Below are 26342 nucleotides of genomic sequence, written 5' to 3' on the forward strand. Positions count from 1 at the left end.
TGCGTAACTCTTTGTTTACCAAGGAGTTTTCCGTTTCGACTGCGCCGGAAGTGGGGCGAATTATAGGCCTCTAGAATTCGCCGTCAACCCCTTATTTCAGCTTTATTCGGATTTGAGCGTAATACGAGCAAATGCCTTCTTCCCGGCCTGGCAAACATGGGTCGCGCCCAGTGCATATATAAAGGTGCGATCGACAACCTCACCATCTATACGTACACCACCGGAACCCAGGAGATCTCGCGCCACCGCCGAGTTCTTAACCAACCCCGCTTTATTAAGGACAGCAGCGATCGGCATGTCTTCGGCAGCAGTCAATTCGATTTCCGGCAGATCATCCGGCAGCTCGCCATCCTTCATACGGTTACCGGCGGCACGATGAGCATTGGCCGCAGCCTCCTCACCATGGAAGCGCGCAACGATCTCCTCAGCCAACTTGATCTTGATATCGCGCGGATTGGCACCCGCCTCGACATCAGCGCGGAACGCATTGATCTCATCCATGGAGCGGAAGCTGAGCAACTCGAAGTAACGCCACATCAGCGCATCCGGAATGGAAACCAGCTTGCCGTACATCACACCCGGCGCCTCCTGGATGCCGACGTAGTTACCCAAGGACTTGGACATCTTCTTCACACCATCCAGACCTTCAAGCAGCGGCATGGTCAAAATGCACTGGGCTTCCTGACCATAACCACGCTGCAGCTCACGCCCCATCAGCAAGTTGAACTTCTGATCGGTGCCGCCGAGCTCCACGTCTGCGCGCAGCGCCACAGAGTCATAACCCTGAACCAGCGGATAAAGGAACTCATGAATGGCGATTGGCTGATTGGTCGTGTAGCGTTTGTCGAAGTCATCGCGCTCGAGCATGCGGGCCACGGTGTATTGCGAAGTCAGGCGAATAAAGTCGGCTGGCCCCATCTGATCCATCCAGGTGGAGTTGAATGCCACTTCGGTTTTTGCCGGGTCCAGAATCTTGAAGACCTGAGCCTTGTAGGTCTCAGCATTCTCGAGGACTTGCTCGCGAGTGAGCGGTGGACGCGTGGCACTCTTGCCGCTCGGGTCGCCGATCATCCCGGTGAAGTCACCAATCAGGAAAATCACCTGATGCCCCAGTTCCTGGAACTGGCGCAGCTTGTTAATAAGCACGGTGTGGCCCAAGTGCAGATCCGGAGCCGTTGGATCGAAGCCCGCCTTAATACGTAGCGGCTGGCCACGCTTGAGCTTTTCAATCAGCTCGGACTCGACCAACAATTCTTCCGCACCACGTTTGATCAGCGCTAGCTGCTCTTCAACCGACTTCATAACAGACCCGCAAGGCTCAGATTCAAAGGGAACCAACCATACAAGATCGCGCGTCAAATACAAGGTTTGCCCGGCGCACGGACGCCAATCCGCAGACAGAATGCCTGCGGACTTGCTTCAGAGATGATTTGGTTATATTTTATACAGTTATTTCATCTTCATCATGTCATTCATCTTTTCCAATTCATCTTTTTCAAAGTCAAAACCACTTATGACCACAGAATCGTCTAAAGCGCCGCCGCTTTACCCGAAGACCCACTTGCTTGCTGCAAGTGGCATCGCCGCCCTTCTCAGTCTGGCGCTCCTGGTATTCCCTTCCAGCGATGTTGAAGCCAAAAAGACAACCCTGAGTCTTGAATTGGAAAGCCCTGCTGAACAACTGACACAAGAACAAGACGCTGCTGACGCCGCTCAAGCCACAAATGAAACAGCAACCTCCCCCTTCGCGCAGATCGACAACAGTGCCGAAGACACTCAGGAAACCGCTCAAGCCGGACCTGCACCGGTGCCGGTCGTCGAAGAAAAGAAGCCGGCAAGCCACAGGGAAGTGATCGTCACCAAGGGTGACACCCTCTCTACGCTGTTCGAGAAAGTCGGCCTCCCGGCCACCTCAGTGCACGACGTGCTGGCCAGCGACAAGCAGGCCAAGCAGTTCAGCCAGCTCAAGCACGGGCAAAAACTCGAATTCGAACTGAGTCCTGACGGTCAGTTGACCAACCTGCACAGCAAGCTCAACGACCTCGAAAGCATCAGCCTGACCAAGAACGACAAGGGCTATACCTTCAACCGCATTACCGCAAAACCAACCGTGCGCTCGGCTTACGTTCATGGCGTGATCAACAGCTCGCTGTCGCAGTCCGCATCCCGGGCCGGCTTGTCTCACAGCCTGACCATGGACATGGCCAGTGTGTTTGGCTACGACGTGGACTTCGCTCAGGATATTCGCCAGGGCGACGAGTTCGATGTGATCTACGAGCAAAAAGTGGTCAACGGCAAGGCCGTCGGCACTGGCCCGATCCTGTCGGCGCGCTTCACCAACCGCGGCAAGACCTACACTGCCGTGCGCTACACCAACAAACAAGGCAACAGCAGTTACTACACTGCTGACGGCAACAGCATGCGCAAGGCGTTCATCCGCACACCGGTGGACTTCGCCCGCATCAGCTCGAAATTTTCCATGGGCCGCAAACACCCGATCCTGAACAAGATCCGCGCTCACAAAGGCGTCGACTACGCTGCACCGCGTGGCACGCCGATCAAGGCTGCCGGTGATGGCAAGGTGTTGCTGGCCGGCCGCCGTGGTGGCTACGGCAATACCGTGATCCTTCAGCACGGCAACACCTACACCACGCTCTACGGCCACATGCAAGGCTTCGCCAAAGGCGTGAAGACTGGCGGCACGGTGAAACAGGGCCAGGTGATTGGCTATATCGGCACCACCGGTCTCTCCACCGGTCCGCACCTGCATTACGAGTTCCAGGTGAATGGCGTGCACGTCGACCCGCTGGGCCAGAAAGTCGCGATGGCCGATCCAATCTCCAAAGCCGAGCGCGCACGCTTCCTGGCACAGAGCCAACCGCTGATGGCGCGCATGGACCAGGAAAAAGCCACTCAGCTGGCTTCGGCCAAGCGTTAAGTCATGGCGCTTTATATAGGTGTGATGTCCGGGACCAGCCTTGATGGCCTGGACATCGCGCTGATCGAGCAGACCCCGGCGATCAGGCTGATCGCCACGCACTACATCCCAATGCCCGATTCCCTGCGTACCGAGCTGCTTGGCTTGTGCGCCAGCGGTCCGGACGAGATTGCCCGCTCCGCCATCGCCCAGCAAAACTGGGTAAAGCTCGCGGCACAGGGCATCAATACCCTCCTCGCTCAACAGCACCTCATCCCTGATGATATCCGCGCGATTGGCAGCCATGGCCAGACCATTCGCCATGAACCAGCGCGCGGTTTCACGGTGCAAATCGGCAACCCGGCACTGCTGACCGAGCTGACGGGTATAACCGTGGTCAGCGACTTCCGCAGCCGCGACGTAGCCGCCGGCGGTCAAGGCGCTCCGCTGGTTCCAGCCTTTCATGAAGCCTTGTTCGAAGAGCGGGCCGGCAACCGTGCCGTACTGAACATCGGCGGTTTCAGCAACCTCAGCCTGATCGAGCCCGGCAAACCGGTGGCCGGTTTCGACTGCGGCCCAGGGAATGTGCTGCTGGATGCCTGGATTCATCAGCAGCGCGGCGACACCTATGACCGTGACGGCCAATGGGCCGCCAGCGGCAAGGTTGAACCCGATCTGTTGAAGGCACTGCTCAGCGACCCCTTCTTCGTCACCCAAGGCCCGAAGAGCACCGGCCGGGAAGTCTTCAACCTGCCATGGTTGATGCAGCACCTGGCGCAGCTGCCGACCTTCGCTGCCGAAGACGTACAGGCAACGCTGCTTGAGCTGACCGCACTGACCATCATCGAATCGCTGCAAGGCGCCCAGAAAGAGACTCAAGAAGTGCTGGTCTGCGGCGGTGGCGCGCATAACGCCGCACTGATGAATCGCCTGGCCAGTCTGCTGCCGAAGGCGAAAGTCAGCAGCACATCAGCATATGGCGTCGATCCTGACTGGGTCGAAGCCATGGCGTTTGCCTGGCTCGCTCACTGCTGCCTCGAAGGCATCGCCGCCAATCGCCCAAGCGTTACCGGCGCCCGTGGATTACGGGTCCTCGGCGCCATCTACCCCGCATAAATACCAGACAGCAAAACGCCGCAAGGCCCTGAGGCCGTGCGGCGTTCTGTGAAACAGGTGCGCTGATCAGATCGAGAATGAAGAACCGCAGCCACAAGTGGTAGTCGCATTCGGGTTCTTGATGACGAAACGCGACCCTTCAAGACCTTCCTGGTAGTCCACCTCGGCACCTGCCAGGTACTGGAAGCTCATTGGATCGACAACCAGACTCACACCTTCGCGTTCGACGATGGTGTCGTCATCGGCCACTTCTTCATCGAAGGTGAAGCCGTACTGAAAACCTGAACAACCGCCGCCCGTAACGAATACGCGCAGCTTCAAGCGATCATTCCCCTCTTCATCGACCAGGCTCTTCACCTTGTGCGCGGCACCGTGGGTGAATTGCAAAGCCGTGGGGGTGAAGGATTCGACGCTCATGCTGACTATCTCCCGGCGTTACGCCGTCATATTGCGTGATGACGCGCATTATCCGCTTCTCCTAGAAAAGCGGTCAACTATTGTTATGGTATATCAACCAATCCAGTCGCCGGCCCGGAATGCAAAAAGGCCCGTCAGACGGGCCTTTTGCTGTACGCGATAACGCTTACGGCAGCATGCCGGCGTGGGACAGACCCAGACGCTCATCCAGCCCGAACAGAATGTTCATGTTCTGCACGGCCTGACCCGAAGCACCTTTGACCAGGTTGTCGATCACCGACAGCACCACCACCAGATCACCGTCCTGAGGGCGATGCACGGCAATGCGGCAGACGTTGGCACCCCGTACGCTACGCGTCTCCGGATGGCTGCCGGCCGGCATCACGTCGACGAACGGTTCGTTGGCGTAGCGCTTTTCAAACAGCGCCTGCAGGTCCACCGAGCGATCAACAACAGTTGCGTAGAGTGTGGAGTGAATGCCACGAATCATCGGCGTCAGGTGCGGAACGAAGGTCAGGCCGACGTCCTTGCCTGCTGCGCGACGCAGCCCCTGGCGAATCTCCGGCAGGTGACGGTGACCTTTGACCGCATAAGCCTTCATGCTTTCCGACGTCTCGGAGTACAACGAACCTACGGAAGCGCCACGACCGGCACCGCTGACGCCGGACTTGCAGTCAGCAATCAGATGCGCGGCATCGGCCAGGCCGACTTCGAGCAATGGCAGGAAACCCAATTGCGTTGCAGTTGGATAGCAGCCCGGCACGGCAATCAGGCGCGCTTTCTTGATCTGTTCGCGATTGACTTCCGGCAAGCCGTAGACCGCCTCGTCCAGCAACTCCGGTGCACCGTGCGGCTGGCCGTACCACTTGGCCCATTCATCCGCATCTTGCAGACGGAAGTCCGCCGACAGGTCGATGACCTTGGTCCCGGCCGCCAGCAACTCGCCCGCCAAGGCATGGGCAACACCGTGCGGTGTGGCGAAGAACACCACATCGCAGGCACCCAGGGTCTTGATGTCCGGAACGCTGAACGCCAGGCCGTCGTAATGGCCTCGCAGGTTCGGATACATGTCGGCCACGGCCAGGCCAGCCTCGGATCGGGAAGTGATGACAACCACCTCAGCTTGCGGATGTTGCGCCAACAGACGCAGCAGTTCGACACCGGTGTAACCCGTGCCGCCGACGATACCGACCTTGACCATAAACCTGCCCTCAACGAACCCACTGGAAAGCCGTCGATAATAGGGGCCGCGCGCCCCTGCGACAACCGTCAAGGTGACGTGCGGACGCTCAACCCCCTACTATTCCCACTACCGTGAATTGGGGAATAACCAAAAATGCTCTATCTGTGGCTCAAAGCGTTTCATATCGTCAGCGTCGTATGCTGGTTTGCCGGCCTGTTTTACCTGCCACGACTGTTCGTTTATCACGCACAAAGTGAAGACACGATCAGCAAGGAACGCTTCAGCGTCATGGAGCGCAAACTGTACCGGGGCATCATGGGCCCGGCGATGATCGCCACGCTGATCTTCGGCGGCTGGCTCATCTACCTCAATCCAGGCATCTTCAGCCAGGGTGGCTGGATACACGCCAAACTGACCCTGGTCGTGTTGCTGATCGGCTACCACCACATGTGCGGCGCCCAGGTAAAACGTTTTGCCCGTGGCGAGAACACCCGCAGCCATGTCTTTTATCGCTGGTTCAATGAAGTGCCGGTTCTGATATTGCTGGCTATCGTAATTCTGGTCGTCGTTCGGCCGTTCTAAATCCACCAAGCACAACTTACCGGGGTACTTCCAATGTCGCTGCCCGCTCTGCTCGAAGAACGTTTGCGTCTGCCCGTGGTGGCGGCGCCGATGTTCCTGATTTCCAATCCGCAATTGGTACTCGCCTGTTGTCGCCAGGGCGTGGTCGGCAGCTTCCCGGCGCTGAACCAGCGCGAAAGCAGCGGTTTCAAAGCCTGGCTGGAAGAAATCGAAGCCGGGCTGGCGACAATGGAGAATCCCGCGCCTTATGCCGTGAACCTGATCGTCCACAACAGCAATCCTCGTTTACAGGCGGATCTGCAGATTTGCGTCGAGCACAAAGTGCCGATCGTGATCACCAGCCTGGGCGCCGTGAAAGAACTGGTCGACGCGGTGCACAGCTACGGCGGCCTGGTGTTCCATGATGTGACCACTCGTCGTCATGCCGAGAAAGCGGCCGAAGCAGGCGTGGATGGCTTGATCGCCGTGGCTGCCGGCGCCGGTGGACACGCGGGGACCTGGAGCCCGTTCTCACTGATTGCCGAAATCCGCCAGTTTTTCGACAAGACCCTGTTACTGGCCGGCTGTTTGAACCACGGCCACGAAATTCTTGCCGCTCAATTGCTCGGCGCGGATCTGGCCTACTTCGGTACACGATTTATCGGTACGACCGAAAGTCACGCGCCCGACGCCTACAAAGAAATGCTGCTGACATCCAAAGCGGCAGACATCATCCATACTCCAGCCGTGTCGGGTGTCCCCGCGAGCTTCATGCGCCAGAGCCTGGAGGCCGCCGGTTTCGACATGGCCGCCTTGCAAGGCAAGGGCGAGATCAACTTCGGCTCCAAACTCAAACCCGTGAGCGATGAGGCCAAGGCCTGGAAGACCGTTTGGTCTGCAGGCCAGGGCGTGGGGGAAATCGAAGACTTGCCGAGTGTCGAGCAGTTGATTGCGCGTCTCGACGCGGAGTACCGCCTGGCCCTGGAGCATGCCGCCCAGTTGCCAAAACGCTGGCCGCGCTGACAGCAAACCTTGGCCAGTCTTGCCCGGCTGGACTTACACTCGCCCGGGTACAACATTGTTCTTTCAACCTCTCGCGACAAGGATGCTTCGCACATGGGCGAAAATCATTTCAAAATCGTATTCGAGGGCGCCTTGCTGCCCGGTGTAGACATCACCACGGCAAAGCTCAATCTCGCCGATTTGTTCAAAAGCGATGTCACGGCCATTGAGCGCCTGTTCACCGGGCGTCCTATAGCGCTCAAACGCAACCTGTCGCACGCCGATGCCCAGACCTATCTCCAGGCGCTGAGCAAAACCGGTATCGACGCCCGCATCGAAGCGGAAACGCCGATCGAGCTGAACCTCGCCGACGTTCATGACCATGCTCCGGCCAGCAGCCAGGCGCCTTTTGCAGATCCGCAGTCCCCTTACGCGCCGCCTCGCGCGCCCGTCGGCGAAGCCGTAGCGGAATTCGCCACGCTCAAACCCTTCAGTTTCGATGGCCGTATCGGCCGCTTACGTTACCTTGCCTGGACGCTGGTTCTGTCAACTGTGCTCCTCGCCGTTTGCGGGGTGTTTGCCTTGGTCGCCCTGGCTCTGATCGGCGCGGATTCGACCGCCGGCCTGATATTGGGCAGCTTGCTGGCCTTAATCCTGTTCGTCGGATTTGTATTTGTCAGCATCCAGATCACCGTTCAACGTTTGCACGATGTCGGCTGGTCCGGCTGGCTATGGCTGCTGAACTTGGTGCCGTTCGTTGGCAGTTTCTTTCCGTTCGTGATCATGGTTGTGCCGGGCAACGACACCGCCAACCGCTACGGCCCGCCGCCTCCGCCGAACAGTACCGCAGTCAAGGTACTGTCTTCGCTGTGGCTGATCGTTATCGCGCTGGTTCTGTTCGGCTCGCTGGCCGGTGGTCTCACAGCGATACGGGAAGAATACAAAAGCGCCGCCCAGAGCAGCTACGACAGCAGTTCGGTCACCACCGATGAAATCGAACTCGAGGTCGAGCCGGTGCCAAATTCCTCCGGCGATGCAGCCGAAGAGGCCCAGCCCCCTGTAGACTCTGCGAAAGAATGAACAGCGCTCCTGGCCCCTGACACCTGCGTCGCGGCGCGGAGCTGTTGCGATGGAGAACTGCATGACCCGTTACGCTCTGATCACTGGTGCCTCCAGCGGCATTGGCCTGGCAATGGCCGAAGCGCTGGCCCGGCGCGGCCGCAGCCTGATTCTGGTGGCCCGACAACGTGATCAGCTGGAAAGTATTGCGATTGAACTGACCCAACGGTTCGGCGTGGAAGTGCTGTTCCGTGCCTGCGACCTGGGCGAACCGCTGCGCCTGTCCGGATTCCTGCTGGAGCTGGAAGAAGGCGACCGGCAAATCGATCTGCTGGTCAACTGCGCCGGTATCGGCACATGCGGCCCGTTTCTGGCCCAGGACTGGATGACCGAGCAAGACCTGATCGAAGTGAACATCCTCGCCCTCACCCGCCTGTGCCATGCCATCGGCAACAGCATGGCCCTGCAAGGCGGTGGGCAGATTCTGAATGTGGCCTCTGTGGCGGCGTTTCAGCCGGGGCCGTGGATGAGCACCTATTACGCCAGCAAGGCGTATGTACTGCACTTTTCCGAAGGATTGCGCGTCGAGCTGAAAAAATGTGCGATCAAGGTTTCGGTGCTCTGCCCCGGGCCGACCCGTACGGCGTTTTTCCGTACCGCGCAACTCGACAGCGAAAAGCTGACCAACAGCAAACTACTGATGAGCCCCGAGGAAGTAGCGCTCTACACCGTGCGTGCACTGGAAAAGAATAAGGCGATCATCATTCCCGGGCGGCGCAACCGCTGGTTCGCCTTCCTGCCGCGGCTTGGCTCGCGGTGGCTGACTCGCACAATCGCCGGCATGGTCAACAAGGCCTACTGCCCGCGCTGATCCAACCCAAGGTAAAAGGCTGGGCGCAGGCATACGCCATGAGTACACTCAGGCCAGCCCAAACAACGGAGAAAACAGCTGTGGATACTCTGTTCACCAAGATCATCAACCGGGAAATCCCGGCGAAGATCATTTACGAGGACGACCAGGTTCTGGCCTTCCACGACATTGCCCCACAGGCACCGGTACATTTCCTGGTGGTCCCGAAGAAACCCGTTCGCACCCTGAACGACCTGACCGAGGACGACAAGACATTGGCGGGGCACATCCTGTTCACCGCCCAGCGCCTGGCAAAGGAACTGGGTTGCGAAGACGGCTTCCGCGTCGTCATGAACTGCAATGAACTGGGTGGGCAAACTGTCTATCACATACATATGCACGTACTGGGTCAGCGCCAGATGCACTGGCCGCCGGGCTGATTGCGCCAAACCCAGTGGAAGCGGCGCACTGCCGCTTCCACAAAAGGCATCACAACACTGTCACAGTCTCTGCATCACAATGACCCAGCGCAAACCTTCCCCGGCCGATTGGGTTAAACTGGCCGCCGAAATTCCCCCGGAGGTCAGCATGACAACCCAACGTCACTACTCGCCAATTGACCGCCTTCTGCTGCAAGCCGATGCCGCAATGCGCACCCTGCTGCCCTTCAGCGGCCAGCCGTACCGTCCGTCGCCCGCCATCGTGCGGCCGGATGCGAAAATGAGCGACGAAGACACGCGCCATGTTGCCGGCCTGATGCGCATCAACCACACCGGCGAAGTCTGCGCCCAGGCGCTGTACCAGGGACAGGCACTGACCGCCAAGCTGCCGCAAGTGCGTGCTGCGATGGAGCATGCCGCCGAAGAAGAAATCGATCACCTGGTCTGGTGCGAACAGCGTATCCATCAACTGGGTAGCCACACCAGCATCCTCAATCCACTGTTTTATGGCATGTCGTTCGGGATTGGCGCAGTGGCCGGCCTGATCAGCGACAAAGTCAGCCTGGGGTTCGTTGCGGCAACGGAAGACCAGGTGTGCAAACACCTGAACGAACATTTGGAGCAATTGCCGGCCGAGGATGAAAAATCCCGGGCGATTCTTGAGCAGATGCGCATCGATGAAGAACAACATGCCGAAAGTGCGCTGGATGCTGGCGGGTTCCGCTTTCCGGCACCGGTGAAGTTCGGGATGAGCCTGATGGCCAAGGTGATGACCAAGAGTACTTATCGGATCTGATTTCAGATTTTTTGTAGGAGCGAGCTTGCTCCTACAAGGGCAAGACATAAAAAAGGCGACTGCCGTGAGGGAGTCGCCTTTTTTGTGTCCGAAAATCTTACGCCATATTGCGCGCGTAGAAGATCTCGAGCATTTCGTGTTTCACCCGCTCGGTCACCTGGGCGCGCTGCTCAGAGGACAGGTTGCTGGTGGCGTCGCCGAACAGGTAGTTATCCAGTTCGAAGTTCTTCAGCAGCATCTTGGTGTGGAACAGGTTTTCCTGGTACACGTTCACGTCGGTCATCTGGTACGCGTCGTAAGTGTCATCGGAGAGGTAGTTCTGGATCGAATTGATCTCGTGGTCGATGAAGTGTTTTTTGCCTTCAACGTCACGGGTGAAGCCGCGCACACGGTAATCCACGGTCACGATGTCCGAATCGAACTGGTGAATCAGGAAGTTGAGCGCTTTAAGCGGTGAAATGACCCCGCAAGTCGACACATCGATGTCCACACGGAAGGTTGCAATGCCGTCGTCCGGATGGATTTCCGGGTACGTGTGCACCGTGATGTGGCTCTTGTCGAGGTGGGCCAGGATAATTTCGGGCAACGGGCCCGGGGACTCTTCTATCTGGCTATCGGTCGGGGTCACCGGTTCTTCAGAAATCAGAATCGTGACGCTGGCGCCCTGTGGCTCATAGTCCTGACTGGCAATGTTCAGGATGTTGGCACCAATGATATCGACAACTTCCGTGAGGATCTGCGTCAGGCGTTTCGCGTTGTACTCTTTATTGATGTACTCGACGTAAGCCTGCTGGTCTTGCGGAGTTTCCGCGTAGCAGATGTCATAGATGTTGAAGCTCAAGGTCTTTGTCAGGTTATTGAACCCGTGGAGCTTGAGTTTGCTTTTCACCGTTAAAAACTCTCTATGTGTTTGCGGCCCGGCCGCGTGATCAAGCATGCCCGTCAGATGCGAACAACGCACCTGCGTAGGACGGTTAACACCTCTTCGCGATGGCGATTTTGGTTGTCTGTTCGGGTGCGAGGCCTGTCGGCTGACGGGCCACTACCCTGAAAAAAGTGGCGCATTATGCAGACGTCAGCTTGGGATCGCCAGAGTCTGCACTGCTTTTATGATAGTTGAATGTCGATTCAACCGAGCTCGATGATTTCGTAGTCGTGAGTAATCTCGACACCGGCCGCGCCGAGCATGATCGAGGCCGAGCAATACTTCTCGGCAGACAGCTCGATGGCACGTTTGACCTGGGCTTCTTTCAGCCCGCGGCCCTTGACCACGAAATGCATGTGGATCTTGGTGAACACCTTTGGATCTTCGGTCGCGCGCTCGGCTTCGAGGAAGGCCTCACAGCTTTCGACCGCCTGGCGGGACTTCTTGAGGATGCTGACCACATCGAAATTGCTGCAACCGCCGACACCCAGCAGCAACATTTCCATCGGCCGGACACCCAGGTTACGTCCGCCGGCATCGGGTGGACCGTCCATGACCACGACATGACCGCTACCGGATTCGCCGAGGAACATGGCTTCGCCAGCCCATTGGATGCGTGCCTTCATCGCCAAGACTCCACTGTATAAAAAAGGGTCGCCAGCTTAGCACAGGCCCCGTGATTGGCAGCGCCCGGCGTCCTAGGACAGATCCCACTACCTTGTAGGTAAATGCTCGAATATTGCAGGAAGTGTCTGTTAAGCTGACGCCAATTCGCTGGCGCATGGCCAGCTATGAAGCGACTAAAAAGATCGCAGACTTCGCCAGCTCCTACAAAAATCCAAACACTCCGTGCAGTCTTTTCGGGATACAACCATGGTTGCTATTGCCCCCAACCCCAAGATCAAGAACCTCGACAAGCTGTTGATGCATTGCCAGCGCCGCCGTTATCAGGCCAAGAGCAACATCATTTGTGCCGGCGACCGCTCGGAAACGCTGTTTTTCATCATCAAAGGCTCAGTCACCATCCTGATCGAAGATGACGACGGCCGGGAAATGATCATTTCCTACCTGAACCCAGGGGACTTTTTCGGCGAGTTGGGTCTGTTTGAGCAGGCCGGCCTGGAGCAGGAGCGCAGCGCCTGGGTGCGGGCCAAGGTTGAATGCGAAGTCGCAGAAATCAGTTACACGAAATTCCGCGAGTTGTCCCTGCAGGATCCGGATATTCTTTACGTCCTCAGCGGACAAATCGCACAACGCCTGCGCAACACTACGCGCAAGGTCGGTGACCTGGCATTCTTTGATGTAACCGGTCGAGTCGCCCGCTGCCTGCTGGAGCTGTGCAAACAGCCAGACGCCATGACGCACCCCGATGGCATGCAAATCAAGGTGACCCGTCAGGAAATCGGGCGGATTGTCGGTTGTTCGCGGGAGATGGTCGGTCGCGTGCTCAAGGATCTGGAAGAACGCAACCTGGTAGATGTCAAAGGCAAGACCATGGTGGTCTTCGGTACGCGATAACCTCGAAAACCTAGCCACTGAACATCTGCGCCAGCATCAACCGGTAGAGTTCGTCTAGACGTGCCAGTGCATGGGGTGCCGCGAACTTCTCATGTAGCGCGATGTGGCTTTCGGCGCGTACCCGTTGTTCCAGACCGCATGCCTCGTTGAAACGATTGACCGCGGCGACCATTGACGCTCGCTCGTTATCGATCAGCATCGCTCCGTGCACCAGCCCTACCGGACGCTGCCCCCCCTGACTCTGGCGCCAGCGCTGGGCGGTTCCGACCATTTTGCGTCCATCGAGGTTAACGTTGAAGCGACCGTCACAGAAAGCGCCTTCGATTTCACCCAGGGACGAAGTACCACCCAACTCATCCAGCAACTGACAAATCGGATCGCACAAACGGTGGTAACCGGTTTCGATACGATTCAGATCCCCTTCGCTGCGCGGCGGCGCGTAAACCAGTGCAATATTGATCGTTGAGACCGATTGCGGCACCGGCTCGCCACCGGTTTCACGCAACAACACCGGCCAACCTGCCGCCGCCGACACTTCACATGCCGCCTCGAAACCGGGCAGGCGGTTCAAACGGCGTGGCATGACCAGCGCCCGATCACTCGGCTGCCAGAACAGCAGGCCGAACTCCGCAGCGCCGGCGCATACCGATGCCAGCAAGTCCTGTTCGGCTTGCAGGCCGGCTTCGATGGTCAGAGAGATTGGCAGCGACATAGGCGACTCCGGCAGACATGACGTCTTTAGGGAATTTGAGGTCCTCATCGCGGGCAAGCCCGCTCCCACAGGAAATCGGGTTGCCTGCAATGGTGGGGATCAGTCGAGGGTCGAGCCGCTGACGGGAGTACCGCGCTCAGGGAAGAACAGACGCTGCAACTCGGTACCCGGGCTTTCGGCGCGCATGAACGCTTCGCCGACCAGGAACGCGTAAACGTCGCTGATTTCCATCAGTTCGACATCGGCGCGGTTGAGAATGCCGCTCTCGGTGATGACCAGACGATCGCGCGGAATACGCGGCAACAGGTCGAGGGTGGTTTCCAGACTGACATCGAAGGTGTGCAGGTTACGGTTGTTCACGCCAACCAGCGGAGTATCGAGGGTTTTCAAGGCCCGCTCCAGTTCGTCGCCGTCGTGGACTTCCACCAGCACATCGAGGTTGACGCTTTTGGCCACGGCAGCCAGCTCGGCCATTTTCACATCATCCAGCGCGGAAACGATCAAGAGCACGCAATCGGCTCCCAGGGCCCGGGCTTCGACGATCTGGTACGGATCGATCATGAAGTCCTTGCGGATCACCGGCAGCTTGCATGCCGCACGGGCCTGCTGCAGGTAGGCATCAGCGCCCTGGAAATAATCGATATCGGTGAGCACCGACAGGCAGGTCGCACCGCCCTTCTCGTAGCTTCTGGCGATGTCGGCGGGAACGAAGTTCTCGCGGATCACGCCTTTGCTCGGCGAAGCTTTCTTGATCTCTGCAATGACTGCCGGTTGCTTCAACTTGGCCTGGGCCAGCATCGCCTTGGCAAAACCGCGGGGGGCATCGGCCGACTTGGCCAGGTTTTCCAGCTCGGCGAGGCTGACGCGAGCGCTACGCTCGGCGACTTCCTCAACCTTGCGCGCCAGAATCTTTTCCAGAACCGTCGGTACACTCATCCCTCATTCTCCACTTTGAATACCGCGGTAAATGCACCCAGTTCCTCAAGTTTTTCTCGAGCGAGGCCGGTGTGCAGCGCATCGTGCGCCAAGGCAACGCCTTCTTTCAGGCTGCTGGCAAGGTCGGCCGCGTACAGTGCGGCACCGGCATTGAGCACGATCATCTCGGCCGCTTTCTGACCGTTCTCGGTTTTGCGCTTGCCCAGGGCATCGCGAATCAGTTCCAGGGAAGCCGCCGGGCTTTCCACGGCCAGGCCATGCAAGCTCTGGCTCTTCATGCCCAGGCCCTCCGGTTCGACCCAATACTCGGTGACCTGGCCGTCCTTCAGTTCAGCGACAAAGGTCGGCGCGGCCAGGCTGAATTCGTCCAGGCCATCCTTCGAATGCACCACCAGCACATGCTTGCTGCCCAGGCGCTGCAACACTTCCGCCAGCGGCCGGCACAAGGCCTGGGTAAATACGCCTACCACCTGATGCTTCACACCGGCCGGATTCGTAAGCGGGCCGAGCATGTTGAACAAAGTACGCAACCCCAGATCCCGACGCGGGCCGGCGGCGTATTTCATCGCGCTGTGGTGAGTCTGGGCAAACATGAAACCAATACCAACGTTGTCAATGCAGCGCGCCACTTGCACCGGCGTCAGGTTCAGGTAGATGCCGGCTGCCTCCAGCAGGTCGGCACTGCCGCTCTTGCCCGACACCGCACGGTTGCCGTGTTTGGCGACCGTACAACCGGCCGCCGAAACCACGAAAGCGGAAGCGGTCGACACGTTGAAGATATTGGCGCCGTCACCGCCAGTGCCCACCACATCGACCACACCGTCGAGGGTCTTGAGTTCGACCTTGTCCGCCAGTTCGCGCATCACCGACACTGCACCGACGATTTCGTCGATGCTTTCGCTCTTCATGCGCATGGCCATCATGAACGCGCCAATCTGCGCATCCGAGCATTGCCCGGTCATGATCTCGCGCATGACATCGCGCATTTCATCGGTGCTGAGGTCGAGGTGATCGACGATACGGCTCAGGGCTGTCTTGATGTTCATGAAAAGTCCTTAGCGCGTGCCGCCGGTTTGTTTGAGGAAGTTGGCGAACAGTTCGTGGCCCTGTTCGGTGAGGATCGACTCAGGATGGAACTGCACGCCTTCGATGTTCAGAGTCTTGTGACGCAGGCCCATGATCTCGTCGATCGAGCCGTCTTCGAGCTGGGTCCAGGCGGTCAGCTCCAGGCAATCGGGCAGGGTTTCGCGCTTGACGATCAATGAATGATAGCGGGTCACCGTCAGCGGACGATTCAGGCCTTCGAATACACCCTTGTCCTCGTGAAATACCGGGCTAGTCTTACCATGCATCACTTGGCGGGCGCGCACCACATCACCGCCAAATGCTTGGCCGATGGATTGGTGGCCGAGGCAGACGCCAAGAATCGGTAGCTTGCCGGCGAAATGCTTGATCGCTTCAATCGAGATGCCGGCTTCGGTCGGGGTGCAAGGACCGGGGGACACAACGATGCGTTCAGGATTGAGGGCTTCGATTTCAGCGATGGTCAGTTCATCGTTGCGCACAACCTTGACTTGGGAGCCGAGCTCGCCCAGGTACTGCACAACGTTGTAGGTAAAGGAGTCGTAGTTATCGATCATCAGCAACATGGCGTTAAGAACCTCTTGAATTCACTGACTTTAAAGATGGCCTTCGAATGATTTACCCGCAGAGTGCTGCACTTTGTCAGGTGCCGGTGTAGCGCCAGCAAAGCGGCATTTCAAACAGGTAAAGAAGGCAAAGCGGTACAGGTCCGGCGAAGCCGGCAAAAGAATTCAGGCGCGCCAACGCCAGCGGGCGTGTGCCTTGATGACTTGATCCAGGAGTTTACTGATGATCAACACGGGGAAGGTCTCGTTCGTACGTCCCGGCACAGTAACTTAGCTGGGCAGAGCGTGCAATATCGCCGGGGGTGCTGCCAGCGAAACTATCAAAGGCTTCGCGACAGATGGCAAAAGGCCGGAAGTTTTTGGTACTGTCGTTTCGTTCACTAAAACAATAAATAAACGGACTTGCTCATGATCAAACAGACGTTGTTTGTACCGCTCGCAGGATGCTTGCTCGCGATCGCATGCGCCCAGGCGAACGCCGCACCTAATCCTTATACAAATTTCGTTGTCTTCGGGGACAGCCTCAACGATGCGGGGACCTTTGCCGACACGGGCGGTCCTGCCGGGGCGACGCAGCGCTTCACCAACCGGACGGGGCCGGTGTACCTGGATGGCAGCGGCGAAGTCCGCTCGCTCAACTCCACACAAATTCTGGGCGGAAAACTGGGGTTCTCGGCGGACCAGACCGCGTCATCATCTTCGGCGGTACGCGCCAGCAACGGCCAGCCCGATGGTAACAACTGGGCTGTAGGCGGTTACCGTACCGACCAGATTCTTGATTCGATTACCAGCACCTCCGCCACCGGCGAACGCACCCGGGCCGGCTATCTTCCATCCAATAACTTCCGTGCCGACCCGAACGCACTGTATTACCTGTCAGGTGGCGGTAACGACTTCCTGCAAGGTCGCGTCACCAGCCTGCCCCAGGCCAGTGCCGCCGCCGACCGCCTGGCCGACAGCGTGCAGACGCTGCAAACCGCCGGCGCCAGATACGTCATGGTCTGGTTGCTACCTGATATCGGCTTTACCCCCGCATTCAACGGCACCCCGCTGCAAGCGTTCACGTCCCAGCTCAGCGCCCAGTTCAACACTGAACTGGTAAGCCGACTGCAAAACATCAATGCAGAAGTCATCCCGCTGAACATTCCGGTATTGCTCAAAGAGACGTTCGCCAACCCGGCACAGTTTGGCCTGGCCACCGACCAGAACCTCATCACCACCTGCTTCAGCGGCAGCGGTTGCACCGAGAACGCCCGCTACGGCATCAACAGCGCCACGCCGGACCCGACCAAGCTGATCTACAACGACTCGGTGCATCCCACCGAAGCCGGGCAGCGCCTGATCGCCGATTACGCGTACTCCCTGCTGGCGGCACCGTGGGAGCTGACCCTGTTGCCGGAAATGGCCCAGGGCACCGTGCGCGCGCATCAGGATGAATTGCGCAACCAGTGGCTGGCCGATTGGGAAAACTGGCAAGGTGTCGGCCAATGGCGAGCCATTGTTTCCGGCGGCGGACAGCATCAGGACTTTGACGGTCAGGACAGCGTGGCAAGCGCCGACGGCAACGGCGCCAACCTGAACATCGGTGGCAGCTATCGTCTCGACGATGCCTGGCGTGTTGGCCTGGTCGCTGGTTTCTATAACCAGGAACTTGAAGCTGGCAACAACGACTCCGACTACAAGCTCAACACTTACCTGGGCACGGCATTCGCCCAGTACCAGCAAAACCGCGTGTGGGCAGACGCGGCGTTGACGGCAGGGCATCTGGATTACGACAGCCTCAAGCGTAAATTCCAGCTGGGCGTCAACGAACGCGGCGAAAAAGGCGATACCAGCGGCTACGTCGAAGCCTTCAGCGCACGCGTGGGTTACGACATTGCGCAACAAGCCGGCAGCCCCTGGCACCTGTCGCCATTTGTCAGCGCCGACTTCTCCAAGGTACAAGTCGATGGTTACTCGGAGGACGGCAACAATTCCACGGCGCTGACCTTTGCCGATCAGGAGCGTATCTCCCGGCGCCTGGGTGCTGGTCTGCAGGGCAAATACCAGATCACCCCGCAAACCCAGGTGTTCGGCGAAGCGGCAATCGAGCGTGAGTACAACGACGATACCCAGGACGTGGACATCAACCTCAACAGCCTGCCGAACAACCAGTTCACGCTGGAAGGCTACACCCCGCAAAGTCACTTGCAACGTGTGAACCTGGGGGTGAGCCACAACCTCACCAAGGACCTGGCACTGCGTGCCAGCTATAACATTCGCAAGGACGACGACTTCACCCAACAAGGCATCAACGTAGGTGTTGCGCTGGACTTCTGATGTGCAGGCAATAAAAAACGCGGCGCCCTCACAGGCGCCGCGTTTTTTTGGTGTCCGTAAATCCCCTGTAGGCTTGCGTGGAATCAGGTATTCGGGGTTTGTTCGGCCAGGGCAACGGCACGGAACATTGCGCGGCGCTTGTTCAGGGTTTCTTCCCATTCCAGAGCCGGCACCGAGTCGGCGACAATGCCGCCACCGGCCTGTACATGCAACTCGCCGTTCTTGATCACCGCCGTGCGGATCGCAATGGCGGTGTCCATGTTGCCGTTCCAGGCAAAGTAACCGACCGCACCGCCGTAGACGCCACGCTTGACCGGCTCCAGTTCGTCGATGATTTCCATCGCGCGAATCTTCGGCGCACCGGACAAGGTGCCTGCCGGCAGAATCGCCCGCAGTGCGTCCATGGCCGTCAGCCCGGCTTTCAGTTGCCCGGTGACGTTGGACACAATGTGCATCACGTTGGAATAACGCTCGATGACCATCTTCTCGGTAAGCTTCACCGAGCCGATTTCTGATACGCGACCGGTGTCGTTTCGACCGAGGTCGATCAGCATCAAGTGTTCGGCGATTTCCTTGTCGTCCGACAGCAGGTCTTCTTCCAGCGCCAGGTCTGCCTCTTCATTGGCTCCCCGCGGACGGGTGCCGGCAATCGGGCGCACGGTGATCAGGTTGTCTTCGACCCGCACCAGTACTTCCGGCGAACTGCCGACGACGTGGAAGTCGCCGAAGTTGAAGAAGTACATGTAAGGCGTCGGGTTGAAGCAGCGTAGCGCGCGATACAGATCGATCGGCGCCGCCTTGAAATCGATCGACATGCGCTGGGACGGCACGACCTGCATGCAGTCACCGGCCAGGATGTATTCCTTGATGGTGTCGACGGCTTTTTCGTAATCGTCCTGGGTGAAACTGGAGCGGAACACCGGGTCAGCCGATTGTTGCTTGCTGAAGTCCAGACCACGGCGTGGGGTGATTGGTTGACGGAGTCTTTCCAGTAACTCTTCCAGGCGTGCCTGACCTTGCTCGAAGGCGTCATCCTGGGACGGGTCGGCCAGGACGATGGCGTGCATCTTGCCGGCCAGGTTGTCGAACACCACCACGGCGTCGGACACCATCAGCAGAATGTCCGGTACGCCCAGCGGGTCCGGGTTCGGGCACTTGCCCAAGCGCTTTTCCACATAACGCACGCAGTCATAACCGAAGTAACCCACCAGGCCGCCGTTGAAACGCGGCAGGCCGGCAATGGTCGGCACGTTGTAGCGAGCCTTGAAGGTTTCGACGAAGGCCAGCGGGTCTTCCACATCGTGGCTTTCGGTCTCGACGCCATCGACGGTCACGCTGACGTGATGATCGTGAACCCGCAGCACGGTACGGCACGGCAGGCCAATGATCGAGTAACGGCCCCACTTCTCGCCGCCCTGTACGGACTCCAGCAAGTAGGAATTGGGCTCGTCGGCCAGCTTCAGGTAGATCGACAGCGGTGTGTCGAAGTCAGCCAGGGTTTCGCAGGCAAGGGGGATGCGGTTGTAGCCGGCAGCGGCCAAACGCAGGAATTCTTCGCGGATCATGAGGTGCCTCGTGGCTTGAGGATCGAACAGTCAGGTATGCAAACGCGCCGGAAACCGGCCAGGATCAAGTCAGGCGCGCCAACGCCAGCGGGCCAGGGCCTTGATGACTTTCATCCAGAGTTTGCGAGTGACCACCACGATGGCGTTTCCAGAAGGGGGTTTGACAGCGTCGCCCAACGTTATCTCAGCGGCTGGATCCAGGCAACCGGGAATTAGTTTGCGCAGGTCGTCGATTACCAGCGCCGGCGATTCTTCCGCGATCGGTCGGCCGTGGTTATAGCCGTAGCTCAGGGCTACGCACTTGACTCCCGCCGCCTTCGCTGCCAGCACGTCGCTACGCGAATCGCCGACGAACAACGATTGCGAAGCCGGAATATTGGCCATTTTCATCACGAAGAACAGCGCAGCCGGATCTGGTTTTTTCTGTGGCAGGGTGTCACCGCCAATGATCCAGCGGAAATAACGGCCGATTTTCATCTGATCCAGCAGCGGCGCGACGAAACGCTCCGGCTTGTTGGTGATCAGCGCCATTTCGACGCCCTGTTTCTGCAGCCATTTGAGAGTGTCGCGAACGCCGGGGTAAACCACGGTCAACTCATGGCTCTCGCCATAAGCCTGCATGAAATACTCCAGCGCCCGTTCGGCCTCGTCGTTATCGACCGCAGCATGATCAAGACCGCCAGCCAGCGCCCGACGCACCAGCACCGGCGCGCCATTACCGACCCATTCGCGCACCGCTTCCAGACCGGCGGATTGGCGACCGAGTTTGAGCAGCATCTTGTCCACAGCCACTGCCAGGTCCGGGACCGAGTCGATCAACGTACCGTCCAGATCGAACATCACCAGCCGCGGCAGTTGCCCCGGGAACAGCTGCTCAAAACCACTCATGGGCGAGCCAGCGCCAGTTCGGAACGCATCTTGTCGATGACTTCCTGATAGTTCGGCGCATTGAAGATAGCCGAGCCCGCGACGAAGGTGTCAGCGCCAGCCGCAGCGATTTCGCGAATGTTGTTCACGTTCACACCGCCGTCGATTTCCAGGCGAATGTCACGGCCCGAAGCATCGATCAGCGCCCGCGCTTCGCGCAATTTGTCGAGGGTGCCAGGGATGAACTTCTGCCCGCCAAAGCCGGGGTTGACGCTCATCAGCAGGATCATGTCGACCTTGTCCATCACGTACTTGAGCACGTCCAACGGGGTTGCCGGGTTGAACACCAGGCCCGACTTGCAGCCGCCTTCGCGGATCAGTTGCAGGGAGCGGTCGACGTGTTGGGTGGCTTCCGGATGGAAGGTGATGTAAGTCGCGCCGGCTTCGATGAAGTCGCCCACGATGCGGTCCACCGGGCTGACCATCAGGTGCGCGTCGATCGGCGCGGTCACGCCGTACTTGCGTAGCGCTGCGCAGACCATCGGGCCGATGGTCAGGTTCGGCACATAGTGGTTGTCCATGACATCGAAGTGCACGAAGTCGGCGCCGGCGGCCAGGACGTTGTCCACTTCCTCACCCAGGCGGGCGAAGTCGGCGGAGAGAATCGACGGAGCAATTACGAAGGGCTGCATGACGCACCTTTTCTGAGCAGAATCACGATGGCGCGCATTGTATACCTCATGCTTTGACGCGCGCACCGTGAGCGCGATGATTGGACCTTGCCATCATCCATCAACGGCAATGGCTCTAGTACGCCGCGCGATAGATCTTTTCGATATCGACGGCACTCAATTTGCGCGGATTGTTGCGCATCAAGCGCTCGATCCCCGCTGCTTCCACGGCCATGGACGGGATGGCGTCCTCAGGCACACCGAAACTGCGCAGGCCTTGAGGAATTTCCACGGCGGCACACAGTTCGGTCATGGCTTGCACGGCTTTGTCGGCCGCTTCGTTGAGACTCAAATGAGCGGTCTTCACGCCCATGGCCTCGGCGATATCCTGCATGCGTTCGATGCAGGCCATCTTGTTCCAGGTCATGACATAGGGCAGTAGCAAGGCATTGCTGACCCCATGGGCAATGTTGAAGCGCCCGCCCAGCGGATAGGCCAGCGCATGCACCGCGCCAACGCCGGCGTTGCCGAACGCCATGCCGGCCATCAGGCTGGCAGTGGCCATGTCCTCCCGGGCTTGCAGGTTCGACGGGTTGGCGTAGGCCTTAGGCAAAGCCTTGGCGATCAGCTTGATGGCGCCGATAGCCAGGGAATCGGTAATCAGCGAGGCGTTGACCGACAGATAAGACTCGATAGCGTGCACCAGCGCATCGACACCGCTGGCCGCCGTGACGCTGCGTGGACAGGTCAGGGTCATTTGCGGACTGACCAGCGCCACGTCCGGCAACAAGTAGTCGCTGACAATGCCCTTCTTCAGTTGCGCGACCTTGTCGGAAAGAATGGCGACGTTGGTCACTTCCGAGCCGGTGCCGGCGGTGGTCGGGATGGCGATCAGCGGCGGACCTTTGCGCGGGACCTGATCGATACCGAACAGATCCTCCAGCGCACCGTGGTACCCGGCATAGGCTGCCACGCTCTTGGCAATGTCGATGGCACTCCCGCCGCCCAGGCCGATCAGCCCATCATGCCCTCCGTCGCGGTAAACCTGCATGCAATCTTCGACGATGGCGATTTCCGGGTCCGGCAGCACACGGTCGAAGATTTCGTAGGATCGGCCACCCAACTGCGCCAGTGCCAGTTCTACCGTGCCGGACTTGACCAGGGCGACGTCGGTGACGATCAGTGGATTGTCGATGTCCAGGCGTGTCAGCTCAGCGGCCAGCTGGTCGATGGCACCTGCGCCGGTGATCAGCTTGTGAGCGATTTTGAAAGAGGAAAGACTCATGTGCGCAACCTCTTATAGGTCGGGGAGCTGGGCACAATAGTAGCTGGTGATTTGGAGTTGGCAGGTATTCAGGTCATGAATGACCAAAGATCCCGAAACCACACAAAACACCTGTAGGAGCGAGCTTGCTCGCGATGGTCGCCAACAATAACGCGGGCCTTCTGAATGCCCACGTCGCTCTCAGGTTCATCGCGAGCAAGCTCGCTCCTACAAGTTGCAGTGGATCGGTGTGTGGCTTCAGACCTGCGCAGTACGCAGTTTCTCGCTACGCCCACGCAACCATTCCAGGGTCAGCAACAGGATCACCGAGAAGGCAATCAACAGCGTCGCGGCCGCGGCGATGGTCGGGCTGAGGTTTTCGCGGATGCCGCTGAACATCTGCCGTGGCAGGGTCGCTTGCTCTGGGCCGGCGAGGAACAGCGTCACCACCACTTCATCGAACGAAGTCGCAAAGGCAAACAGCGCCCCGGAGATCACGCCCGGCGCAATCAGTGGCAAGGTCACCCGGCGGAACGTGGTCAGCGGCGAAGCGCCCAGGCTCGCAGCGGCCCGTACCAGGTTGTGGTTGAACCCCTGCAAGGTCGCCGACACGGTAATGATCACGAACGGCACACCCAACACCGCATGCACCACGATCAGCGAGAAAAAGCTGTTACCCAATCCCAACGGAGCAAAGAACAGATAACTGGCCACACCGATGATCACCACCGGCACCACCATCGGTGAAATCACCAGCGCCATCACCAGCGCCTTGCCGGGAAAGTCGCCACGGGTCAGGCCGATGGCCGCCAGCGTACCGAAGACCATGGCCAGCACCGTAGCCGCCGGGGCGACGATGATGCTGTTCTTCAGGGCGCGCATCCATTCCGCCGAGGCGAAGAAATCGTGATACCACTGCAGCGAGAAGCCTTGCAGCGGGTACACCAGGAAACTGCCGGAGTTGAACGACAGCGGAATGATCACCAGCACCGGCAGGATCAGGAATAACAGGATCAAGCCGCAGAGAATCCGCAAACTGTAGAACCACACCCGTTCGATGGGCGACATATAAGGACTCAGCATTTCGTTCTCCCCTTAGCTCAGACGCAGGCGGCTTGCGCCTACCAGCCAGCTGTAAATCAGATAAAGCACGACCGTCGCGAGCAACAGCAGCCCACCAAGTGCGGTCGCCATGCCCCAGTTGATGCTGGTGTTGGTGTAGAAGGCGACGAAGTAGCTGACCATCTGATCGTTCGGGCTGCCCAACAATGCCGGGGTGATGTAGTAGCCGATGGCGAGGATGAACACCAACAGGCAACCGGCGCCGACACCGGCATAGGTCTGCGGGAAGTACACCCGCCAAAAGCTGGCGAACGGATGGCAGCCGAGGGAAATCGCGGCGCGCATGTAGGTCGGCGAGATGCCTTTCATCACGCTGTAGATCGGCAGGATCATGAACGGCAGCAGGATGTGCACCATGGAGATGTAGACACCGACGCGGTTGAACACCAACTCGATCGGCTTGTCGATGATGCCCATGGCCATCAGGCCGCTGTTGATCAGGCCACCCGATTGCAGCAACACGATCCACGCCGCGACTCGTACCAGGATCGAGGTCCAGAACGGCAACAGCACCAGAATCATCAGCAGGTTGCTCTGGCGCGACGGCAGGTTCGCCAGCAGGTAAGCCAGAGGATACGCCAGCACCAGGCAAATCACGGTGATGATCAGGCCCATCCAGAAGGTGCGGGCGAAGATGTCGAGGTAGATTGCCTGATCCGGAGTGGCCGGGGCGATTTCGCCGAGATCGTCGATGCGGTGATCGACAGCCGCCAGCAGGTAATACGGGGTGATGCTGCTGGTGTTGCGGCGCACCGCTTGCCAGTAGGCCGGGTCGCCCCAACGCTCATCGAGGCCTTCCAGCGCTTCTTTATAGGAGGCCGGTTCAGTGGCAAGCGGCAAGGCGCGGGCCGTTTTGGTCAGCAGGCTGCGATAGCCGGCCAGTTCCATGTTCAGGCGCTTGGACAGATCGCCCAGGGTCTGATTTTTTCGAGCCTCGGCGAGGTCTTCGGCCGCTGCTTTGTAAACCGGTTCAGCGGGCAGGCCACGGCCGTCCCAACTGGCGATGGCAGTCACGGTGCGCGGCATGCCGCCGACCACTTCCGGGTTGCCAACGCTTTTGTAGAGCAGCGCCACGATCGGCACCAGGAACACCAGCAACAGAAACAGCACCAGCGGCGCGATCAACGCCTGGGCCTTCCAGCGGTTGACCCGCTCGGCGTGCTTGAGCCGCTGCTTCAAGGTGGGGCTGGTGCCCTCGTTCAGGGGAACGGCGATAGCCATGACGTACTCCGGGAATCTTTGATCGTTACAGAGATGGGAATGCCACCTCGATCGTTATTGTGGGAGCGGGCTTGCTCGCGAAGGCGGAGTGTCAGTCAACAATGATGCTGAATGTGCTGACGTCTTCGCGAGCAAGCCCGCTCCCACAGGTGGGGCAAGCCCACCATTACAAGGTTCTGCTTATTTCGCAGCCCAGGAATTGAAGCGCTGCTCCAGTTGCTCGCCGTTGTCAGCCCAGAAGCTGACGTCGATCTGCACCTGGTTGGCGATGTTTTCCGGGGTGGTCGGCATGTCTTTCAGGACATCCTTGGCCAGCAGCGGCACGGCTTGTGTGTTGGCCGGGCCGTAGGCGATGTTTTCCGAGTAGGTCTTCTGCTGCTGTGGCTGCACCGAGAAGGCGATGAATTTCTTCGCCGCGTCGGCGCGTTTGGCATCCAGACCTTTTGGAATGGCCCATGCGTCAAAGTCGTAGATGCCGCCGTTCCACACGACTTTCAGGTTGCTTTCTTTCTGCACGGCAGCGATACGACCGTTGTAGGCCGAACTCATGACCACGTCACCGGAAGCGAGGTATTGCGGCGGTTGTGCGCCAGCTTCCCACCACTGGATGTTCGGCTTGAGCTCATCGAGTTTCTTGAACGCGCGGTCCTGACCGTCCTTGCCAGCCAGCACTTTGTAGACATCTTTCGGCGCAACGCCGTCGGCCATCAGTGCGAATTCCAGGGTGTACTTGGCGCCCTTACGCAGGCCACGCTTGCCCGGGAACTGCTTGGTGTCCCAGAAATCCACCCAACTGGTCGGTGCGGTTTTCAGTTTGTCGGCGTTGTAGGCCAGCACGGTCGACCACACGAAGAAACCCACGCCGCAAGGCTGGATGGCGCCCTTGACGTAGTCTTCGGTCTTGCCGAACAGCGCCGGGTCCAGTTGCTCGAACATGTCTTCGTCGCAACCACGGGAGAGTTCCGGCGATTCAACTTCTACCAGATCCCAGGACACGCTCTTGGTGTCGACCATGGCCTTGACCTTGGCCATTTCGCCGTTGTACTCGCCGGCCACGATCTTGCCGTTGCCTGCTGCTTCCCAAGGTGCGTAGAAGGCTTTGACCTGAGCCGCCTTGTTCGCACCGCCAAAGGACACCACGGTCAGATCCGGGCCGGCCGCCATTGCGTGTGCCGCGCCCATCATGCCCAGTGCCAAAGCGGTGAATTTCAGGGATCTCAACATTTATTGTT

26 protein-coding genes are annotated in these 26342 nt (G+C 59.0%); 10 read left to right on the top strand and 16 right to left on the bottom strand.

Going from position 1 to position 26342, the window contains the following annotated elements; genetic code table 11:
• Positions 1–102: 102 nt before the first annotated feature.
• Positions 103–1302 carry a tyrosine--tRNA ligase gene (gene tyrS / locus AC3WTM_RS20300; protein WP_102670894.1) on the bottom strand — a complete coding sequence of 400 codons (1200 nt, stop codon included), beginning with the start codon at positions 1300–1302 and terminating at the stop codon, positions 103–105.
• A 211-nt stretch (positions 1303–1513) separates the two neighbouring features.
• On the opposite strand from tyrS, the gene AC3WTM_RS20305 reads away from it, so the two are divergent.
• Together AC3WTM_RS20305 and AC3WTM_RS20310 are read left to right on the top strand one after the other, a co-directional pair.
• Positions 1514–2938: a peptidoglycan DD-metalloendopeptidase family protein gene (locus AC3WTM_RS20305; RefSeq protein WP_102670893.1), complete on the top strand. Its 1425-nt coding sequence runs from the start codon at positions 1514–1516 to the stop codon at positions 2936–2938.
• A 3-nt stretch (positions 2939–2941) separates the two neighbouring features.
• Positions 2942–4033: an anhydro-N-acetylmuramic acid kinase gene (locus tag AC3WTM_RS20310; RefSeq protein WP_057713093.1), complete on the top strand. Its 1092-nt coding sequence runs from the start codon at positions 2942–2944 to the stop codon at positions 4031–4033.
• A gap of 66 nt (positions 4034–4099) precedes the next feature.
• On the opposite strand, the gene erpA is transcribed toward AC3WTM_RS20310, so the two are convergent.
• Together erpA and argC are read right to left on the bottom strand one after the other, a co-directional pair.
• The gene (erpA, locus tag AC3WTM_RS20315) at positions 4100–4450 is read right to left on the bottom strand and encodes an iron-sulfur cluster insertion protein ErpA (protein WP_007906865.1); all 351 of its coding nucleotides are present in this window, start codon (positions 4448–4450) and stop codon (positions 4100–4102) included.
• A gap of 166 nt (positions 4451–4616) precedes the next feature.
• A complete protein-coding gene (gene argC / locus AC3WTM_RS20320; RefSeq protein WP_102670892.1) occupies positions 4617–5651 on the bottom strand; it encodes an N-acetyl-gamma-glutamyl-phosphate reductase in 1035 nt (344 codons plus the stop codon).
• Between the two features lie 135 nt (positions 5652–5786).
• Between argC and hemJ the strand changes: the two genes are divergently transcribed.
• The 6 genes from hemJ (at position 5787) to coq7 (ending at position 10341) form a co-directional block, all read left to right on the top strand.
• Positions 5787–6215 carry a protoporphyrinogen oxidase HemJ gene (gene hemJ, locus AC3WTM_RS20325; RefSeq protein WP_046039521.1) on the top strand — a complete coding sequence of 143 codons (429 nt, stop codon included), beginning with the start codon at positions 5787–5789 and terminating at the stop codon, positions 6213–6215.
• A 33-nt stretch (positions 6216–6248) separates the two neighbouring features.
• Positions 6249–7217: an NAD(P)H-dependent flavin oxidoreductase gene (locus AC3WTM_RS20330; protein ID WP_102670891.1), complete on the top strand. Its 969-nt coding sequence runs from the start codon at positions 6249–6251 to the stop codon at positions 7215–7217.
• Positions 7218–7310: 93 nt separating this feature from the next.
• Positions 7311–8276: a DUF805 domain-containing protein gene (locus AC3WTM_RS20335; protein WP_102670890.1), complete on the top strand. Its 966-nt coding sequence runs from the start codon at positions 7311–7313 to the stop codon at positions 8274–8276.
• Positions 8277–8337: 61 nt separating this feature from the next.
• The gene (locus AC3WTM_RS20340; RefSeq protein ID WP_032829767.1) at positions 8338–9126 is read left to right on the top strand and encodes an SDR family NAD(P)-dependent oxidoreductase; all 789 of its coding nucleotides are present in this window, start codon (positions 8338–8340) and stop codon (positions 9124–9126) included.
• A gap of 80 nt (positions 9127–9206) precedes the next feature.
• Complete coding sequence (locus AC3WTM_RS20345) at positions 9207–9545, top strand: histidine triad nucleotide-binding protein (protein ID WP_057713090.1); 339 nt, start codon at positions 9207–9209, stop codon at positions 9543–9545.
• Positions 9546–9693: 148 nt separating this feature from the next.
• Entirely contained in the window at positions 9694–10341 is a 648-nt protein-coding gene (coq7, locus tag AC3WTM_RS20350; RefSeq protein WP_102670898.1) for a 2-polyprenyl-3-methyl-6-methoxy-1,4-benzoquinone monooxygenase, read from the top strand.
• A 97-nt stretch (positions 10342–10438) separates the two neighbouring features.
• Here the strand turns inward: coq7 and speD are convergent, their stop codons facing one another.
• Both speD and AC3WTM_RS20360 read right to left on the bottom strand, forming a co-directional pair.
• Positions 10439–11230, bottom strand: coding sequence for an adenosylmethionine decarboxylase (speD, locus tag AC3WTM_RS20355; protein WP_057713089.1), 792 nt, complete (start codon positions 11228–11230; stop codon positions 10439–10441).
• 239 nt (positions 11231–11469) lie between these two features.
• Complete coding sequence (locus AC3WTM_RS20360; RefSeq protein WP_008061600.1) at positions 11470–11892, bottom strand: OsmC family protein; 423 nt, start codon at positions 11890–11892, stop codon at positions 11470–11472.
• Between the two features lie 247 nt (positions 11893–12139).
• Between AC3WTM_RS20360 and crp the strand changes: the two genes are divergently transcribed.
• The gene (gene crp, locus AC3WTM_RS20365) at positions 12140–12784 is read left to right on the top strand and encodes a cAMP-activated global transcriptional regulator CRP (RefSeq protein WP_102670889.1); all 645 of its coding nucleotides are present in this window, start codon (positions 12140–12142) and stop codon (positions 12782–12784) included.
• Between the two features lie 10 nt (positions 12785–12794).
• Here the strand turns inward: crp and AC3WTM_RS20370 are convergent, their stop codons facing one another.
• The 4 genes from AC3WTM_RS20370 to AC3WTM_RS20385 all read right to left on the bottom strand — a co-directional run bounded on the left by AC3WTM_RS20370 (position 12795) and on the right by AC3WTM_RS20385 (position 16081).
• Entirely contained in the window at positions 12795–13496 is a 702-nt protein-coding gene (locus AC3WTM_RS20370; protein ID WP_102670888.1) for a lipoate--protein ligase family protein, read from the bottom strand.
• A 99-nt stretch (positions 13497–13595) separates the two neighbouring features.
• Complete coding sequence (gene trpC, locus AC3WTM_RS20375) at positions 13596–14432, bottom strand: indole-3-glycerol phosphate synthase TrpC (protein ID WP_102670887.1); 837 nt, start codon at positions 14430–14432, stop codon at positions 13596–13598.
• Entirely contained in the window at positions 14429–15478 is a 1050-nt protein-coding gene (trpD, locus tag AC3WTM_RS20380; RefSeq protein ID WP_102670886.1) for an anthranilate phosphoribosyltransferase, read from the bottom strand. Before trpD ends, trpC begins: the two co-directional genes overlap by 4 nt.
• A 9-nt stretch (positions 15479–15487) precedes the next feature.
• Positions 15488–16081 carry an aminodeoxychorismate/anthranilate synthase component II gene (locus AC3WTM_RS20385; RefSeq protein ID WP_090179158.1) on the bottom strand — a complete coding sequence of 198 codons (594 nt, stop codon included), beginning with the start codon at positions 16079–16081 and terminating at the stop codon, positions 15488–15490.
• 408 nt (positions 16082–16489) lie between these two features.
• Between AC3WTM_RS20385 and estP the strand changes: the two genes are divergently transcribed.
• On the top strand, positions 16490–18400 hold the full coding sequence (gene estP / locus AC3WTM_RS20390) for an esterase EstP (protein ID WP_102670885.1): 1911 nt from the start codon (positions 16490–16492) through the stop codon (positions 18398–18400).
• An 83-nt stretch (positions 18401–18483) separates the two neighbouring features.
• On the opposite strand, the gene trpE is transcribed toward estP, so the two are convergent.
• The 7 genes from trpE to AC3WTM_RS20425 form a co-directional block, all read right to left on the bottom strand.
• Positions 18484–19965 (bottom strand): anthranilate synthase component I, encoded by a 1482-nt coding sequence (gene trpE / locus AC3WTM_RS20395; RefSeq protein WP_102670884.1) that lies wholly within the window; start codon positions 19963–19965, stop codon positions 18484–18486.
• A 69-nt stretch (positions 19966–20034) separates the two neighbouring features.
• A complete protein-coding gene (locus AC3WTM_RS20400) occupies positions 20035–20853 on the bottom strand; it encodes a phosphoglycolate phosphatase (RefSeq protein WP_102670883.1) in 819 nt (272 codons plus the stop codon).
• Positions 20850–21524: a ribulose-phosphate 3-epimerase gene (gene rpe, locus AC3WTM_RS20405; RefSeq protein ID WP_053162900.1), complete on the bottom strand. Its 675-nt coding sequence runs from the start codon at positions 21522–21524 to the stop codon at positions 20850–20852. The genes AC3WTM_RS20400 and rpe overlap by 4 nt, the downstream gene beginning before the upstream one ends.
• A 115-nt stretch (positions 21525–21639) precedes the next feature.
• Positions 21640–22788, bottom strand: coding sequence for an iron-containing alcohol dehydrogenase (locus AC3WTM_RS20410; RefSeq protein ID WP_102670882.1), 1149 nt, complete (start codon positions 22786–22788; stop codon positions 21640–21642).
• Between the two features lie 237 nt (positions 22789–23025).
• Complete coding sequence (locus AC3WTM_RS20415; RefSeq protein ID WP_007980200.1) at positions 23026–23850, bottom strand: ABC transporter permease; 825 nt, start codon at positions 23848–23850, stop codon at positions 23026–23028.
• Between the two features lie 12 nt (positions 23851–23862).
• Positions 23863–25110 carry an ABC transporter permease gene (locus tag AC3WTM_RS20420; RefSeq protein WP_007980201.1) on the bottom strand — a complete coding sequence of 416 codons (1248 nt, stop codon included), beginning with the start codon at positions 25108–25110 and terminating at the stop codon, positions 23863–23865.
• Positions 25111–25290: 180 nt separating this feature from the next.
• The gene (locus AC3WTM_RS20425) at positions 25291–26334 is read right to left on the bottom strand and encodes a polyamine ABC transporter substrate-binding protein (protein WP_102670881.1); all 1044 of its coding nucleotides are present in this window, start codon (positions 26332–26334) and stop codon (positions 25291–25293) included.
• Positions 26335–26342: the final 8 nt, after the last annotated feature.

It is taken from the genome of Pseudomonas sp. EU05-FHT14B02, assembly GCF_058791055.1.